Below are 14,093 nucleotides of genomic sequence, written 5' to 3' on the forward strand. Positions count from 1 at the left end.
CCATATAGTCACCGAGACACAAGGTGAAGTATGTCCCACTGTTGGAATGGAGCTGCATAAGCAGGTTTGATAAGCCGGCGGGGTTACTATTGTTCAGGCTGTTTGAACTGTGAAAGAGATCACGGCTGATCGCAGCGGAGCGCGCGATACCGTTCCAGATCCTCTGGCTCGTCGATATCCCACAGAGTCGGGCCGACCCAGAGAGAAAGGCCCGCATCGCCGATCCGTTGCCGGGTATCGTTCATCACCTCGGCGTGGCTCCAGGTCATCGCGCTGAACGGCGCCGAATGTGGTCTGCTCTGGCCAATAAGCACATACCCGCCATCTTCACTCGGAAGCACAGCGACGTCATGATCGGCGAGAGCCTCGGCGGCCTGCTGAAGATGGTCCAGCCCCAGGTCAGGGCAGTCGGTGCCAATCAGCAAGGCACCGGCGGGATGGCCCTCCATCGCGCCCAGCATTCGTGCACCGAGATCACCATCGCGCTGAGTGCGACGATGCAGCCTATGCCGCTGCGCCGCGTCGATAAAGAAAGGATGTAAATCATCCGGCGCGCAGTACAGGTAGCGCTCGCCCGGCCAGCCGGCGGTCTGTCGCAGGGTAAGTTCGAATAGCTCGATATAGAGGTCTCGCGCGCCGTCCGGGCCCAAAGCGGGCATCAGTCGGGTCTTCACCGTGCCAGCCACCGGGGCCTTGGCGAAAATGAGCAACGGGCGAGTCATGCCTGTTCCGAATGCCCTGGATAGTAGATGCGCACCAGCCGTTCCGGCGACACGCCGAGCCAGTACAGCAACCGCAGCCACCACATCAGCACGATGGTGCGCAATACACCTTCTTCCATCCACCGGCGACTTGAGGTGACGACTTTCGCGTCCAGGCAAGCTGGAGGCGTCAGATAACGCAGGCGGCGGCTGAACTCGATATCTTCCATCAAGGGAATGTTGCGAAATCCACCGAAATCGCGGAAGACCTGGGTGCGGACGAAAATGCCCTGGTCTCCGGTACACACATGCGTCAGGCGCGACCGGCGGTTGACCATCCACGCCACCAGACCCAGCCGCCGATTGCTGGGTTCGAATGACAGGTCGAAGCGGCCCCATAGATGCGTCTCGTCAGCCAGGGCCTGACGAATCAGCGGAAGAAAACCCGGTGGCAGGAAAGTATCGGCATGCAGGAAGAGCAGCGCGTCGCCGCTGGCGAGTTCGGCTCCCAGGTTCATCTGGCGGGCCCGGCCCAGTGGCGCCCGATGCACGTGATCTACAAGGGGCTCGGCAATGTCTCGGGTGCGGTCCGTGCTGCCACCATCCACCACGATCAGTTCAAGTTCGTCACGCCAGCGCTGAAGCGCCGTCAGCGTGCGTTCCAGCGTGGCCTGCTCATTCAGTGTTGGAATGATGACCGAGAGCTTCAATCCAGTCTCCATTTGTGAAAGCGGCCAACCCAGCGCAGGAGTTTTTGCGGCGCGTGGGCTTTTTTCCAGTTGCCTGCAGCGTACTTGTTCGCTTCAGCCATGGTCGGATAACTGTGCACGGTTCCGAGTATCTTGTTCAACCCCAGGTTGTGCTTCATCGCCAGCACGTATTCGGCGATCAGTTCGCCGGCATGCTCGCCGACAATGGTCACGCCAAGAATGCGGTCCTTGCCCGGTGCCGTGAGAACCTTTACGAAGCCGGTCCTGGCGTCTTCAGCTATGGCCCTATCCAGTTCGGCGAGTTCATAGCGAGTCACTTCGAAGGGAACCTTCTGATCCCGTGCTTCGGTTTCGGACAACCCCACTCGCGCCACTTCCGGGTCGGTGAACACGCAATGCGGCATCACCCGATAGTCCACGCGAAAACGCCTGAAGGGACCAAACAACGCATTGACCGCGGCATACCAGGCTTGATGGCTTGCGGCGTGGGTAAGTTGGTAGGGGCCGGTCACATCGCCAACCGCATAGATGTTCGGGAAACGCGTGGCCAGGTAATCGTCTGTCTCCAGCGTTCCATCTTCGCGCAGGGCGAGTTCGAGCGTCTGTGCACCAAAACCGTCAGTGTTTGCGGCGCGCCCGGTGGCGACCAGCACGGCGTCGAAGTGGCGCGTATGGCACTGGTCGGTTTCCAGATTGCGCAGCGTTACCTGCTGAACTCCACCAGTACGAGCGAAGCTTTCGGGGTTGTGCCGAAGGAGCAGTTCGACGCCATCTTCCAGCAGCGATTGCATGACCAACTCGCTTACCTCGGGGTCCTCGCTGGGTAGTATTCGTTCGCCACGCTGGATCTGTATCACCTGGCAGCCCAGGCGCTGAAAAGCTTGCGCCAGCTCGCAGCCGATCAGCCCGCCGCCGATTACCAGGAGGCGTTCAGGACGCTCGCGCAGATTCCAGACGGTTTCAGAGGTATAGAGGTCCATCTGCTCCAGGCCGGGAATCGGTGGCACTTTGGGCCTGCCGCCGGTCGCGATGATGATGTTGCGTGTGGTCAGGGTGCGGTCCCCGACCTCGACCGTCCAGGGCGAGGTGATGCACGCCGCCTCCTGGAATACCTCAACGCCTAGATCGTTGTAACGCTCGACCGAATCGTGGGGCGCGATCTCGGCGATAGCGCCGTGCACGCGTTCCATCACCTTGGCGAAGTCCACTTCCGCGCTGGCCTGGCTGTAGCCGAGGCGGTGGGCGCGCTTGATGTCCGCCGCCAGCCGAGCTGAGCGAATCAGGGTCTTCGAAGGCACGCAGCCGGTATTCAGGCAGTCACCACCCATCTCGTTCTTTTCCACGAGACTGACCTGTGCCTTCACCGCGGCGGCAATATAAGCACTCACCAATCCGCCACTGCCGGCGCCAATCACCACCAGGTTTCGATCGAATCGTTCGGGTTTGCGCCAGCCGCGGTAGACCCTTCGGGCCTTGACCCAGTCGAGGATCTTGCGCGCCACCAGCGGAAACAGGCCGAGCAGGACGAAGGCGCCGATCAGCCCCGGGGAGAGGATGCCGCCGAGCGATTCCACCTGCGCCAGCTCGCGACCGGCATTCACGTAGACCAGCGTGCCCGGGAGCATGCCCAGCTGACTGACCCACCAGAAGGTCCGCACGCGGATGCCGGTCAGCCCCATCGCCAGGTTGATGATGAAGAACGGGAACGCCGGGACCAGGCGCAGCGCGAAAAGGTAAAAAGCACCGTCGCGCTCGATGCCACGGTCGATCGGCTCCAGTTGCCGGCCGAACCGTTGGGATACCCAGCCCCGCAGAAAGAAGCGACTGATGAGCATGGCCAGCGTGGCGCCGACGGTGGAGGCGAAGGACACCAGCAGCAAACCCCAGCCAAGACCGAACAGGGCGCCGCCGACCAGCGTCATCACAGCGGCGCCGGGCAGCGACAACGCCGTGACGAGAACGTAGATGGCCATGAACACCCCGGCGGATGTCCAAGGACGTTCGGCCACCCAGCTTTCCAGCTCGGCCTGGTGGGCTTTCAACGCTTCGAGACGCAGATACTCATGCACATCGAAGGCAATGAACAGAACGATCAAGACGGCGATAACCGACAGCAGTATCCAACGGGTGGCTTTCAAGAGTGCAAATCCTCCATGGCGCACAAGGTACTGGCGAGCCGAAAGCCCCCCAGCAAGGCGGCTTCGGGTGGCGATGTGGTGCCGTGGTCAATGCGATCCCGGTAAGATGATTGCGCAGGAGAGTCGGCAGGCCACTGTCGATCAAAGTCTGCCTGAAACGCCTGGTGATCGTAGTTGATCGGTACCGCCTCGATGAACAGCCCAGCCAGCCTGCTTCGGTACAACGCGCTGGCGTGCGGTCTGGTGGCAATACGCGTGACCAGCCCATACCGGCCGTTATTGAAGTTGGGCATACCTGCGGCGCCATTGTTGATCACCACGCCATTCGGCAGCTGCAGCGCTGCTGGCGCGCAGGTGTGGCTGGTGGCGAGCACGCGCAAACTGTTGCTGTGCAGCCAAGTATCGAGCGCGGCCTGTCGCTCGGCTCGCTGCAAGGCGGCCCTGTCGCAGCCCCAGCCGGCAAGCGATCGTTCGTCGCCATGGGTAATGGCCACGTGCTGTCCGGCTACGCTTACCAGCGCCGTGGCGGGTCGGCGGGCCAGTGCGTCGCGCATTCCTGGCAAGACGGAGACGGTTTCGGACAGTCGCGCATGGATCTGGTTTGACCAGTCGACCGTGGCGTCCGCGACATCGTCCGGGTAGGCGCACCCGCAGCCCGCCGCCCCGGGCTCGCTTCGGCCGAGTTCTGTCTCGACGTTGCCGCGCAGGACGGTATGTGCGGCGAGGCCGGCTTCGATCTCCAGGAAGATCTCCGGCGAAATGTCGAACCAGTGCGCGTCGCCATTGAACACCACGCGTGCGCCGGGCTCGGCTGAGAGGCGACGCTGCAGGGCAGCAAGGGCCTGGCGATTACCATAGAGTCCGCCAACCACGTATAGGGTTTCGCAATTGAATAGAGGCTCGCCGGCGAAACTGTCCGGCGCCAGGCGGTAGTCGAGCGGGCACTCCCGACCGGCCCTCATTGACGATTCACCCTGCCAGCCAGCAAGTACAACGTGGTGCAGATCAACAAGCCGTACAGGTTGGTGCCGAGCAGCAGCGCGTATTTGCCGTCACCGATTGCCCAGCTTGCGGGCACCCAGCCGAGCGTGAGCGCAACGCCCAGAGCAAGACCGGTCCAGAAGCTGAGATGAAAGGCGAGCGCGCTTGGGCGAACCAGGCCGTGCAGTACGAACACCGGAGCAAGGCCCATCACCATGGTGCCGCTGATGGTGGTGGCTTTGAGGATGTCGGTTCCGGCGAGCATCGGCAGGTTGCCCAGCAGGGCGAATACGGCCATCGCGAACATGCCCAGGCCCACCGCGCGGGTGCCGAGATCGCGGCCCGCCAGTGCGGGCAGTTCGCGCCCGGTCAGTCGGGCCAGGCTGGAGAAGGTCGAGTCCAGCGTCGAGCCGGCGGCGGATATCATCACGATAGTCATGACCAGCAGCGCGCCGATGCCCAGAGAGCGGGCCAACGCGGCGGGCACGTTGGACGAGGCGCCAATACCCGTCAGATCCGCGTGGACGCCGATCAGGCTGAACGCCAGGATGGCGAAAAAGCCGAGCACGCCGGCGACGGTAAAGGCGCGAAGCATGCTGGCCTCCTGGCTGATAAAGCCGCGGTCGGTCAGTACTGGGTCGTGAAACGGATAACTCACCAGTTGCAGGCAGGCCACCAGCAACAGATCGACGCCAGCGTTTAGTGTCCAGGAACTGGTGCTGGTGAGTTCCGCTACCGAGTGCTGCGGCAAGACCAGGCCCAGCACGCATACCAGGGCGATGACGAAAATGCCGGCCTGGGCCGCATCGGTCAGTATCGAGCTACGAAGCCCTCCGCGCATGCTGTAGGCAAGCGTGACGGCAGTGAACAGCAGCGCGGAGATGACGAAGGGCGCGGTGCCGGGCTCGCCGTAGTAGCCGCCGACCACCGCCGTGTTGCTCCAGACTTCGTTGAACAGGCGGATGAGTATCGCAGCGGAGAAGGCCAGCGCCGCAGCGCGGCCATAATTACTGGTGAGAAAACCGACCAGGCTGGTTGCGGCAAAACGACGACGCAGCCGATAGATCACCAGCCCGCAAAGGGGTATGGATAGCCAGTAGGTGGCGTAGGCAAGCCCGCCAACCAGGCCGAACTCCGCGCCCAGATTGGCTGCATTGGTGACCGACTTGGCAAAGATCCAGCTGATGAAGATACTGGTGGTCAGTAGCCACGGCGATGCGCTCCTGCCTTGGCTGTCCTCGCCATTGAAGAACCCGCCAGCGGTGACAGTGCGCGGCGACAGCCAATACATCAGCCCACCATAAGCAAGCAGAAACCCCCAGAAAAACACGCCCAGCGAACCGGACATTGCCATACCTCATCCCCTGATTTCTTTTCCCGGTTTCCCAGCCGTTTGCCTTATGGCGTGCGGATTCTGCTTCGCGGTCATGCCCGCTCCTACCAACCAGCGCTTCACCCTAGTCCAGCGCGCCCCCGCAACTGGAACCCTGTCCCGCAGTGCACGCGAAGCAATGATCGCGCGTAGCGATCGGCCGGCCTTCGAGTCGTGCGGCCAGCAGGTCGCGTAGATGGCTCCGTTCGCGGGCGACCAGTGGCGCCGGCAGGTCGAGCATCTGGTTGAAGTCGCAGTCGTACAGATAACCCTGCCAGTCCACGCTCACCTGCGAGCGGCACATCAACCCGGGCACGTTGGCTTCGCTGTAGTTGTCGCGCAACAGCTGCATGTAATCGTTGAACTGCCCCTTGCTGACCAACGTACTACCGAATCGTGCGATTGGCTGGTTGGTAATCGTGTGCAGCGAATTGAAGCGGACGCCGAAATCTTCGAGCAAATGCTGTTTGTAGTCAGCCTCCAGAGCCCTCTGCGGCGGCGGTAGGCTCGGGCCTTGCGGGTTGTACACCAGGTTGAGCTCCAGACCACTGCCGGTCTGCCCATAGCCCAGCGCGTTGAGCTGCTGCAACCCCGCGATGCTGCGCTCGAACACACCGTCGCCACGTTGCTTGTCGACGTTGTCACGCGAATAGCAGGGCAGGGAGGCGGAGACCTGGACTTCGTTCTCGGCAAGAAACCGGGCCAGGTCTTCAAATCCCGGCTCCGAGAGTATCGTCAGATTGCAGCGGTCGATGACCTGCAGATCAGCGGCGCGTGCATGGCAGACGATGTCACGGAATCGTGGATGCATCTCCGGAGCGCCGCCGGTGAGGTCCAGCGTCTTGACCGGGTGGGCATCGATAACCGCAAACAGCGCCTCGATGACTTCATCGGACATCGCCTCGGTACGCGTCGGGCCGGCGTTTACATGGCAATGCAGACACCGCTGGTTGCACAGGTACGTCAGGTTTACCTGCAGCACCTGCAACGTTCCACGCAGGATGGCAGGAAAGTCGAGTTCGTTGAGTAGCGGCAACGTATCGCGCACGGGCTGGCCTCATCTGTCATTCGTTTCGGGCAACAAGGTTTGCATGAACTAGGCTGGGGCGGAAGTACTCCATATATCTTACGTTAGAGTAGTCCATGCCAAGGGGAGAACGAATGCGACCGATCATCCTAGCAGCGATGTTGCTGTTACCGACTGTAGGCTTGGCGCAACAGCCGACCGTGCCGACGCCGCAAATGGATCCCGAACACCAGCAGGCGCTGCGCCAGGCTATAGGATCGCCTACCCGGTCGATCACCAACGTGGTCCGCGACGCCTACCGCAACCCTGAACACACCCTTGCCTTCTTTCGGGTAGAGCCGCAACACACGGTAGTCGAAGCCTGGCCGGGCGGAGGCTGGTATACGGAAATACTGGCGCCGTACCTGGAGGAAGAGGGCAAGCTGATCGCTGCTCACTTCGACCCTGAAAGTACTGCGGATTACCAGCGCCAGTCCTTGGAGAGTTTCGAGAAGAAGCTCGACGATCCGCGGGGCAATTACGAGCATGTCGAGGTGACCGTGCTGAACTACGATCCCGACACACCGATTGCCGAACCGGGGAGTGCGGACCGCGTTCTGACGTTCCGCAATGTTCACAACTGGCTGGCGGCCGGCATGGACGAGTCTCGACTGGTCTTCAGCAAATTTCACGCAGCGTTGAAGCCGGGCGGGATGCTGGGCGTTGTTGAGCACCAGGCCCAGCCCGGTACAGAGCTGGAGCAAATGATCGAAAGCGGCTACGTCACCCAGCAGCTGGTAACGGAACTGGCCGAGGAGGCTGGGTTCGAGCTGGTCGGCAGCACCCCGGTGAACCAGAATCCACAGGATACGAAAGATCACCCCGAGGGAGTCTGGACGTTGCCGCCCACACTGAAGCTGGGCGATGAAAACCGCACGTCCTACCTCGCTATCGGCGAAAGCGACCGGATGACACTGCTGTTCCGCAAGAAATGATCAGATGGTCGTCTTGAGCGTCTGGCGGCGGAATGCCGTCGGGCTCATGTCGGTCCAGCGGCGAAAGGCTCGAGTGAAGCTGCTTGGGTCGAGAAAGCCCAGTTCGTAGGCGATGCTGGTCAACGATAGCTGCCCTTCGCTGATCAGACGAACCGCTGATTCCCTGCGTACCTCATCGACAAGCTGTTCGTAAGAGGTGCCTTCCTGATTCAATTTGCGCCGCAGGTGCCGGGGGCTGATGTTCAACGGCGTCGCCACCCGGTCGACGGTAATCTCGCCGGTGCCCAGCAGCAGATGAATCCGCCGCTTCACCTGTTCAACCAGGTCGGTACTCGGGAGATTGGCGAGCAGTTCCTCCATCGAGTCGAGAAACCGCGGTAACAGGAAGGTATCCGCTGTGGCGAGCGGCAACGCAAGCATGTCTCTGGCCAAGGAAAAACTGTAGCCGTCTCCGGCGACGAGTTGGCGCGCTGCCAGCAGACGCGAACACTCCGCCATATCCACCGCCGGGCGCGCCAACTGCGCACAAAGCACCAGTTCCCGATTGTCCTGATCCAATTGTTGAAACAGCCGGCCCAGGTAGCCCATGACCGCTTCCATATGCTGCGGGTGTGGCTCGCCCTGCGGTAACAGATGAAGGTGTACCAGATCGTCGAGCGTACGCAGTTCCAATTTGACCTGGGTGCTGACGATAGGAAAGAAGCGAACGAGGTTCGTCAGTGCCGATCCCAGGTCCCGGCTCGCCAGCGTGGTCAGACCGATCGCATTGAGCGGAGTGGGGCAGAACAGGCGATGCGCGCGTAGTCCGAACAGCGGATCATCAGCCAGCCGCGCCGCTTCAGCCCAGATCAGCGAGCACGAGCCCTGTTCGACGAAGCCCGTTTGCTCCCGAGCAGCATGAATCAGATTCTGCGCAACGCTGGAGTCCTGCAAGGACATGCCGTACTGCCGGAGGGCCTGGTTAACCAGGGTCACCCAGAATGACCTTTCTCGCACCCGGGAAGTCGGCGCGGCTTTGCGACCTTCTATAGGCATCCGCCGTCTCCAGATCGTAATCGGGTGCGCAGGCATCTCGCGGTTTTGTCCCGTTCCGATCCTTTAAGCGAATCCGTTCGAAGGGTTTGACGGAATGCAATTCCGCGAAGCGATATGCAAGGGCGCAGCAGGGCCATTAAACGCCTTAGGGTGCCTGATGGAAAATTCGTCGCTGGCGGTCGCGCTATCGAGCGCCGACCACAAGCGGCAACGTGTTACTTCAGGCAGGTACAATGCCCGTTTTAGAGGCCTCTGAACAGAGATGACAATGAAAAATGTGTGTTTTCCTGCGCGCGGCGCCAATAGCGTCTGGCGCTCGGTTCCCAATCGCATAATCGCGATTCATTATATGAATGGCCGTACAAGCTAAGGATATTGGCCGGTGAGGGCAAGTTTTCCCGCTTGCCATCATGACAGACTGCCTGTGTCCTGAACGTGTCCTCAGATACACAGGTTCATGTCACCCCAAACGGAGCAGCACAATGACAAAAAAAATGCATGCTTGGCCGGTAGCGGCCTTGCCTCTGGCGATCGGCCTGGCCAGTTTCGCAGGATCGGCTCACGCCGTTAATTTCAACGTTGGTGAGCTGGAAGGTCAGTTTGACTCGCAGCTATCCATCGGTGCCAGCATGTCTACACAGAATGCTGACAAGCGTTTCATCCACACCCTGAGCGGCGGCGAAGCCGCGGCGCGTACGTCCGACGACGGCCGCCTGAACTATGCCAGCGGTGATTTCTTCTCCAAGATTTTCAAAGGCGTCCACGACCTCGAGCTGCGCTACGGCGACTCCGGCGCGTTCTTCCGTGGCAACTACTGGTACGACTTCGAAGTGAAGGACGGCAGCCAGCGCTTCTATGACATCCAGGAAGACGGCCGCCACCCGCTGCAGAAAGGCTCGGGTTATCAGCTGCTCGACGCCTTCGTTTACCACAACTATTTCATCGGCAACAATCCGGGCAACGTCCGCCTGGGTAAGCAGGTCGTCAGCTGGGGTGAAAGTACCTTCATCGGTAACTCGATCAACTCCATCAACCCGATCGATGTGGCGGCCATCCGCCGTCCAGGCGCAGAGCTGAAAGAAGCGCTGCTGCCGGTCGAGATGCTGTACCTGTCCCAGGGTCTGAGCGAAAACCTGAGCATGGAGGCCTTCTACCAGCTCAAGTGGCGCGAAACCGTTCTGGATAATTGTGGCACCTTCTTTGGTTCCGACACACTGGCGCGTGGCTGTACCGACCGCCTGGTGGTAACTGGTTCGGACTTCCCGCAAGGCGCAACCCCGACCGGTAGCTACATCGTTCGTGAGCGCAAGGACGAGCACGCCGATGACGACGGACAATTCGGTGTGGCCTTCCGCTGGTTCGTGCCTGCGCTGAACGACTCCGAGTTCGGCTTCTACACCATGAACTATCACAGCCGCACGCCGATCTATTCGAACGTCGCTGGTAATCAGCTGGTTCCGGGTCAAACGGCGTTGGCGTTGGCTGCAGCTGCCCGTCAGGCGGCCGCAGCGGGCGATCTGACAACTGCAGCAGCCTTGGGTGCGCGTGCAGAAGCGCAGGGTGCTCTCGCAGCACAGGGCACCATCACCGGCTACGACGGCAGCACCGGCCCCGCCGGCTACTTCTTCGAATTCCCCGAAGACATCCGTCTGTACGGTATGAGCTTCCAGACCATGGTCGGCCCGGCTTCGGTTGGCGGTGAAATCAGCTACCGTCCGAACATGCCGCTGCAGATCAACACTGGCGACATGAGCCGGACTGCGCTGAACCTGGGTCAGGACAACACTCACCGTGATTACGCAGGCGCAGCGCCTGGCACCTACATCAAGGGCTACGAGCGCAAGGAGTTCTGGCAGGCTCAGGTCACAGCCGTACATTTCATCGATCGCGTCATGGGCGCAAGCCGTCTTTCACTGGTCGGCGAAGCCGGTGTGAACTACATCAGCGGCCTGGATGATGGCGACGGCGCTACCAAATTCGGTCGTGACTCCTTGTTCGGTCAGAGCCCGTTTGCCGACGGCACTTGCTCGTCCAATGAAGGCACTGCCGTTGCGGACCGCTCGCCGAACGCCGCCAGCTGGTGTGAAAACGACGGTTACTACACCGATTGGTCATACGGCTACCGTGTCCGCGCTGCGCTGGATTACGCCAACGTGTTTGCCGGCGTGAACCTGTCGCCGAGCCTGGCCTGGTCGCACGACATCGAAGGTTACGGTCCCAACTTCACCGAAGATGCCAAGTCCATCAGCGTCGCGCTGAACGCCGACTACGCCAACAAGTACAACGCCTCGATCAGCTACACCGACTTCTTCGACGGCAAGTACAACACGTCGGTTGATCGCGACTTCGCCGCTGTCAGCATGAGCATGACGTTCTAAACATTCGCTATCAGGAGAAAAATAATATGCGTATAGCAACAACTCTCATCGGTGCTGGCGGCCTGGCCCTCAGCATGCTCGCTACCAGTGTCATGGCGCAAAGCCTGACCCAGGAAGAAATCAACAAGCTTGGCAACGAGCTGACCCCGGTCGGTGCAGAGAAGGCCGGCAACGCTGAGGGCACCATCCCCGAGTGGACTGGTGGTCTGAGCCCGGAAGCGGGCGCCGAGCTGGAACGTAACTTTCGCGAAAACCCGGTCAAGGCCGAGCAACCGCAGTTCACCATCACTGCTCAGAACTATCAGCAGTACAAGGACCACCTGACTCCTGGTCAGGTGGCGTTGTTCGAACGTTATCCGGAAACCTTCCGCATGCCGGTTTACGAGACCAAGCGGACCGTATCCTTCCCGCAGGAAGTCTACGACCAGGTCAAGGAAACGGCCGGACAGGCCAAGCTGGTCAACGGTGGCGATGGTATTTCGAACTTCAGCCACGGCTCGTTCGCGTTCCCGATTCCGAAGTCCGGCGCCGAGGTGGTGTGGAACCACATGACGCGCTATCGCCAGAACATCAAGCGTTCCTACGTTCAGGCGATGCCGCAGACGAATGGCTCCTACACCTTGATCAAGTTCGAGGAAGAAGCGGCCTATCCGCAGTACATGCCTGACGTCGATCTGGAGAAGGCGTCCAACACTCTGCTGTACTTCAAGCAGCGTGTAGAAGCGCCTTCGCGTCTGGCCGGTAACGTGCTGCTGGTACACGACACCCTGGATCAGCTGAAAGAGCCGCGGATGGCGTGGGTCTACAACGCTGGCCAGCGTCGCGTGCGTCGTGCTCCACAGGTTGCATACGACGGCCCGGGTACCGCGTCTGACGGTATGCGTACGTCCGACAACTTCTCCATGTATAACGGCGCACCTGACCGTTATGACTGGAAACTGGTTGGCAAGAAGGAAATTTATGTTCCTTACAACAGCTACAAGCTGGTTGATCCCAACCTGAAGTACGAAGACATCCTGAAGGCAGGGCACATCAACCCGGAGCACACTCGCTTCGAGTTGCACCGGGTTTGGGAAGTGCAGGGCAACGTGAAGCAGGGCCAGCGCCACATCTACGCGCAGCGTAACTTCTTCGTGGATGAGGACTCCTGGCTGATCAACCTGGCTGATCATTACGACGGTCGTGGCACCCTGTGGCGCGTAGGCGAAGGTCATATCGCCCATGCCTACCATCAGCAACTGCCGGGCTACGCAGCCGAAACGCTGTATGACCTGGTAGCTGGTCGCTACATCGCTCTGGGGATGTACAACGAGGAATCGTCGGCGCCGGTCTACGGCACGAACCCCTCGTATAACGAATTCACCCCGGCGGCACTGCGTGCCTCGGGCGTTCGTTAAGCGGTAACCTTTGGGTGTGACAGAAAAGGGGCCTTCGGGCCCCTTTTTTATTTAGCGATGCTGTATTGGCAATTCGATCGACCCGCATGCTTGCAAGCGCGGATCTACATCATTTAGGAGCGGGCATGACCGCGAAGAAGAATGTACGAATCTGCCGACCTGACACGCCGTCCTGAAGCGTCCTGCGTCCCGCACTGAAAGCAAGCGCGGGGTATATGGTTCGCCCGACGACGGCGTTGTGTTTCAGACTACCGCAGCGCCAAGCCTGCCATGCGCCCGATCCTTGAAGGCCGTGGGGCTCATGCCCGTCCAGCGGCGGAATGCACGAGTGAAGCTGCTGGGATCAAGAAAGCCAAGCTCGAAAGCTATTCGCCCCAGGTTCAGCTTGCCTTCCTGGATCAGCCTCATTGCCAGCTCCATGCGCACTTCATCGAGCAATTTTTCGTACGTCGTCTGTGTTTCACTGAGCTTGCGGCGCAGGTGACGCGGGCTCATGTTGAAAGGCGTGGCGACCATGTCCTCGGACACTTCGCGTTGAGCGACCAGCACCCGAATACGCTGCTTGACCTGTTCGGCAAAGTTCACGTTGGGCAGATCGCCCAGCATGTCTTCCAGCGACGCATCCAACCGCTTGCGCAGAAAAGCATCCGCCGAGGGGAGAGGGTTGCGCAACAGGGCGCGGCTCATTCGGACGGCAATGCGCTTGGCACCCAGCCGTACCTTGCCGCTCAGTACCGATTCGCAGTAGGGACGAGTGCCCTCATGCTCGCCCGCCAGGCGGGTTTCCAGCACGAGCGGCGCCTGGCCGTTTTCCAGTGAGCTCCAGATTTTGGCACACTGCGCGACGACCGCTTCCATATGTAGCGGATGCGGGGTGCCACGGGGCTCGAAATAGATGGTGAAATACTGATCGTCTTCGACGGAGTACAGCTGAACCTGAGTGCTGAAGACTGAAATGTAACGGAGTACGCGCTGAACGGCGTCGCCTACGGTTTCGCTGGAGACTGCTGCCAGGCCAAGGACCTTGAGCGTATTTGAACAATAAGCCTGACCCATGCGCAGGCCAAAGCATTCATCCTGGGTGACTCGCGCTGCGGCGTGCCAAAGACGATTCATGTCGGTCTGGCTGATCTGGGCGAGGCTCTGATCGGTCGGTGCGCAATGCTGGCGCAAATCGGCCGGCAGATCCCGCAATGACTTTCCACACTGTTCCATGGTCTGGGCGATGCCTTGGGCCCAGAACGCTCTCTCCTGCAACCGTTCGCAGGGCAGCGGATGGAGAATCTGATTCATTCCCGCCTCTCGTCTAGTTTTCTTGTTCTTATTGATACGCGACCGTGTGCCCGATCGTCGTGCGAGGCTCTAAATTGCTATATTGGG

General features: G+C 60.5%; 11 protein-coding genes. 3 read left to right on the top strand and 8 right to left on the bottom strand.

Going from position 1 to position 14,093, the window contains the following annotated elements; translation table 11 throughout:
- Positions 1 to 119: 119 nt before the first annotated feature.
- The 6 genes from BLT85_RS03400 to arsS form a co-directional block, all read right to left on the bottom strand.
- A complete protein-coding gene (locus BLT85_RS03400) occupies positions 120 to 722 on the bottom strand; it encodes a TIGR04282 family arsenosugar biosynthesis glycosyltransferase (RefSeq protein ID WP_093391828.1) in 603 nt (200 codons plus the stop codon).
- Positions 719 to 1,411, bottom strand: a complete 693-nt coding sequence (locus BLT85_RS03405) for a TIGR04283 family arsenosugar biosynthesis glycosyltransferase (protein WP_197673865.1) — start codon at positions 1,409 to 1,411, stop codon at positions 719 to 721. The genes BLT85_RS03400 and BLT85_RS03405 overlap by 4 nt, the downstream gene beginning before the upstream one ends.
- Entirely contained in the window at positions 1,408 to 3,549 is a 2,142-nt protein-coding gene (locus tag BLT85_RS03410) for an FAD-dependent oxidoreductase (RefSeq protein WP_093391830.1), read from the bottom strand. The genes BLT85_RS03405 and BLT85_RS03410 overlap by 4 nt, the downstream gene beginning before the upstream one ends.
- Entirely contained in the window at positions 3,546 to 4,511 is a 966-nt protein-coding gene (locus BLT85_RS03415; RefSeq protein WP_093391831.1) for a hypothetical protein, read from the bottom strand. Before BLT85_RS03415 ends, BLT85_RS03410 begins: the two co-directional genes overlap by 4 nt.
- Positions 4,508 to 5,878: an SLC5/6 family protein gene (locus tag BLT85_RS03420; protein ID WP_093397351.1), complete on the bottom strand. Its 1,371-nt coding sequence runs from the start codon at positions 5,876 to 5,878 to the stop codon at positions 4,508 to 4,510. Before BLT85_RS03420 ends, BLT85_RS03415 begins: the two co-directional genes overlap by 4 nt.
- 109 nt (positions 5,879 to 5,987) lie before the next feature.
- Entirely contained in the window at positions 5,988 to 6,950 is a 963-nt protein-coding gene (arsS, locus tag BLT85_RS03425; RefSeq protein WP_093391832.1) for an arsenosugar biosynthesis radical SAM (seleno)protein ArsS, read from the bottom strand.
- A gap of 113 nt (positions 6,951 to 7,063) precedes the next feature.
- Between arsS and BLT85_RS03430 the strand changes: the two genes are divergently transcribed.
- Positions 7,064 to 7,903, top strand: coding sequence for a class I SAM-dependent methyltransferase (locus BLT85_RS03430; RefSeq protein ID WP_093391833.1), 840 nt, complete (start codon positions 7,064 to 7,066; stop codon positions 7,901 to 7,903).
- Here BLT85_RS03430 and BLT85_RS03435 read toward each other — a convergent pair whose 3' ends face one another.
- Positions 7,904 to 8,938, bottom strand: coding sequence for an AraC family transcriptional regulator (locus BLT85_RS03435; RefSeq protein ID WP_172829805.1), 1,035 nt, complete (start codon positions 8,936 to 8,938; stop codon positions 7,904 to 7,906). It lies immediately after the preceding gene.
- Between the two features lie 482 nt (positions 8,939 to 9,420).
- Between BLT85_RS03435 and BLT85_RS03440 the strand changes: the two genes are divergently transcribed.
- Complete coding sequence (locus tag BLT85_RS03440; RefSeq protein WP_093391835.1) at positions 9,421 to 11,316, top strand: DUF1302 domain-containing protein; 1,896 nt, start codon at positions 9,421 to 9,423, stop codon at positions 11,314 to 11,316.
- A 26-nt stretch (positions 11,317 to 11,342) separates the two neighbouring features.
- Entirely contained in the window at positions 11,343 to 12,713 is a 1,371-nt protein-coding gene (locus BLT85_RS03445) for a DUF1329 domain-containing protein (RefSeq protein ID WP_093391836.1), read from the top strand.
- A gap of 243 nt (positions 12,714 to 12,956) precedes the next feature.
- Here BLT85_RS03445 and BLT85_RS03450 read toward each other — a convergent pair whose 3' ends face one another.
- On the bottom strand, positions 12,957 to 14,006 hold the full coding sequence (locus tag BLT85_RS03450) for an AraC family transcriptional regulator (protein WP_093391837.1): 1,050 nt from the start codon (positions 14,004 to 14,006) through the stop codon (positions 12,957 to 12,959).
- Between the last annotated feature and the right edge of the window lie 87 nt (positions 14,007 to 14,093).

Source organism: Halopseudomonas xinjiangensis (assembly GCF_900104945.1).
Taxonomy (GTDB): Bacteria; Pseudomonadota; Gammaproteobacteria; order Pseudomonadales; family Pseudomonadaceae; genus Halopseudomonas; species Halopseudomonas xinjiangensis.

Coding starts and splice junctions, on each gene's coding strand:
- BLT85_RS03400 (WP_093391828.1), bottom strand. CDS start 722: ATGACTCGCCCGTTGCTCATTTTCGCCAAGGCCCCGGTGGCTGGCACG.
- BLT85_RS03415 (WP_093391831.1), bottom strand. CDS start 4,511: ATGAGGGCCGGTCGGGAGTGCCCGCTCGACTACCGCCTGGCGCCGGAC.
- BLT85_RS03420 (WP_093397351.1), bottom strand. CDS start 5,878: ATGTCCGGTTCGCTGGGCGTGTTTTTCTGGGGGTTTCTGCTTGCTTAT.
- BLT85_RS03430 (WP_093391833.1), top strand. CDS start 7,064: ATGCGACCGATCATCCTAGCAGCGATGTTGCTGTTACCGACTGTAGGC.
- BLT85_RS03435 (WP_172829805.1), bottom strand. CDS start 8,938: ATGCCTATAGAAGGTCGCAAAGCCGCGCCGACTTCCCGGGTGCGAGAA.
- BLT85_RS03440 (WP_093391835.1), top strand. CDS start 9,421: ATGACAAAAAAAATGCATGCTTGGCCGGTAGCGGCCTTGCCTCTGGCG.
- BLT85_RS03445 (WP_093391836.1), top strand. CDS start 11,343: ATGCGTATAGCAACAACTCTCATCGGTGCTGGCGGCCTGGCCCTCAGC.
- BLT85_RS03450 (WP_093391837.1), bottom strand. CDS start 14,006: ATGAATCAGATTCTCCATCCGCTGCCCTGCGAACGGTTGCAGGAGAGA.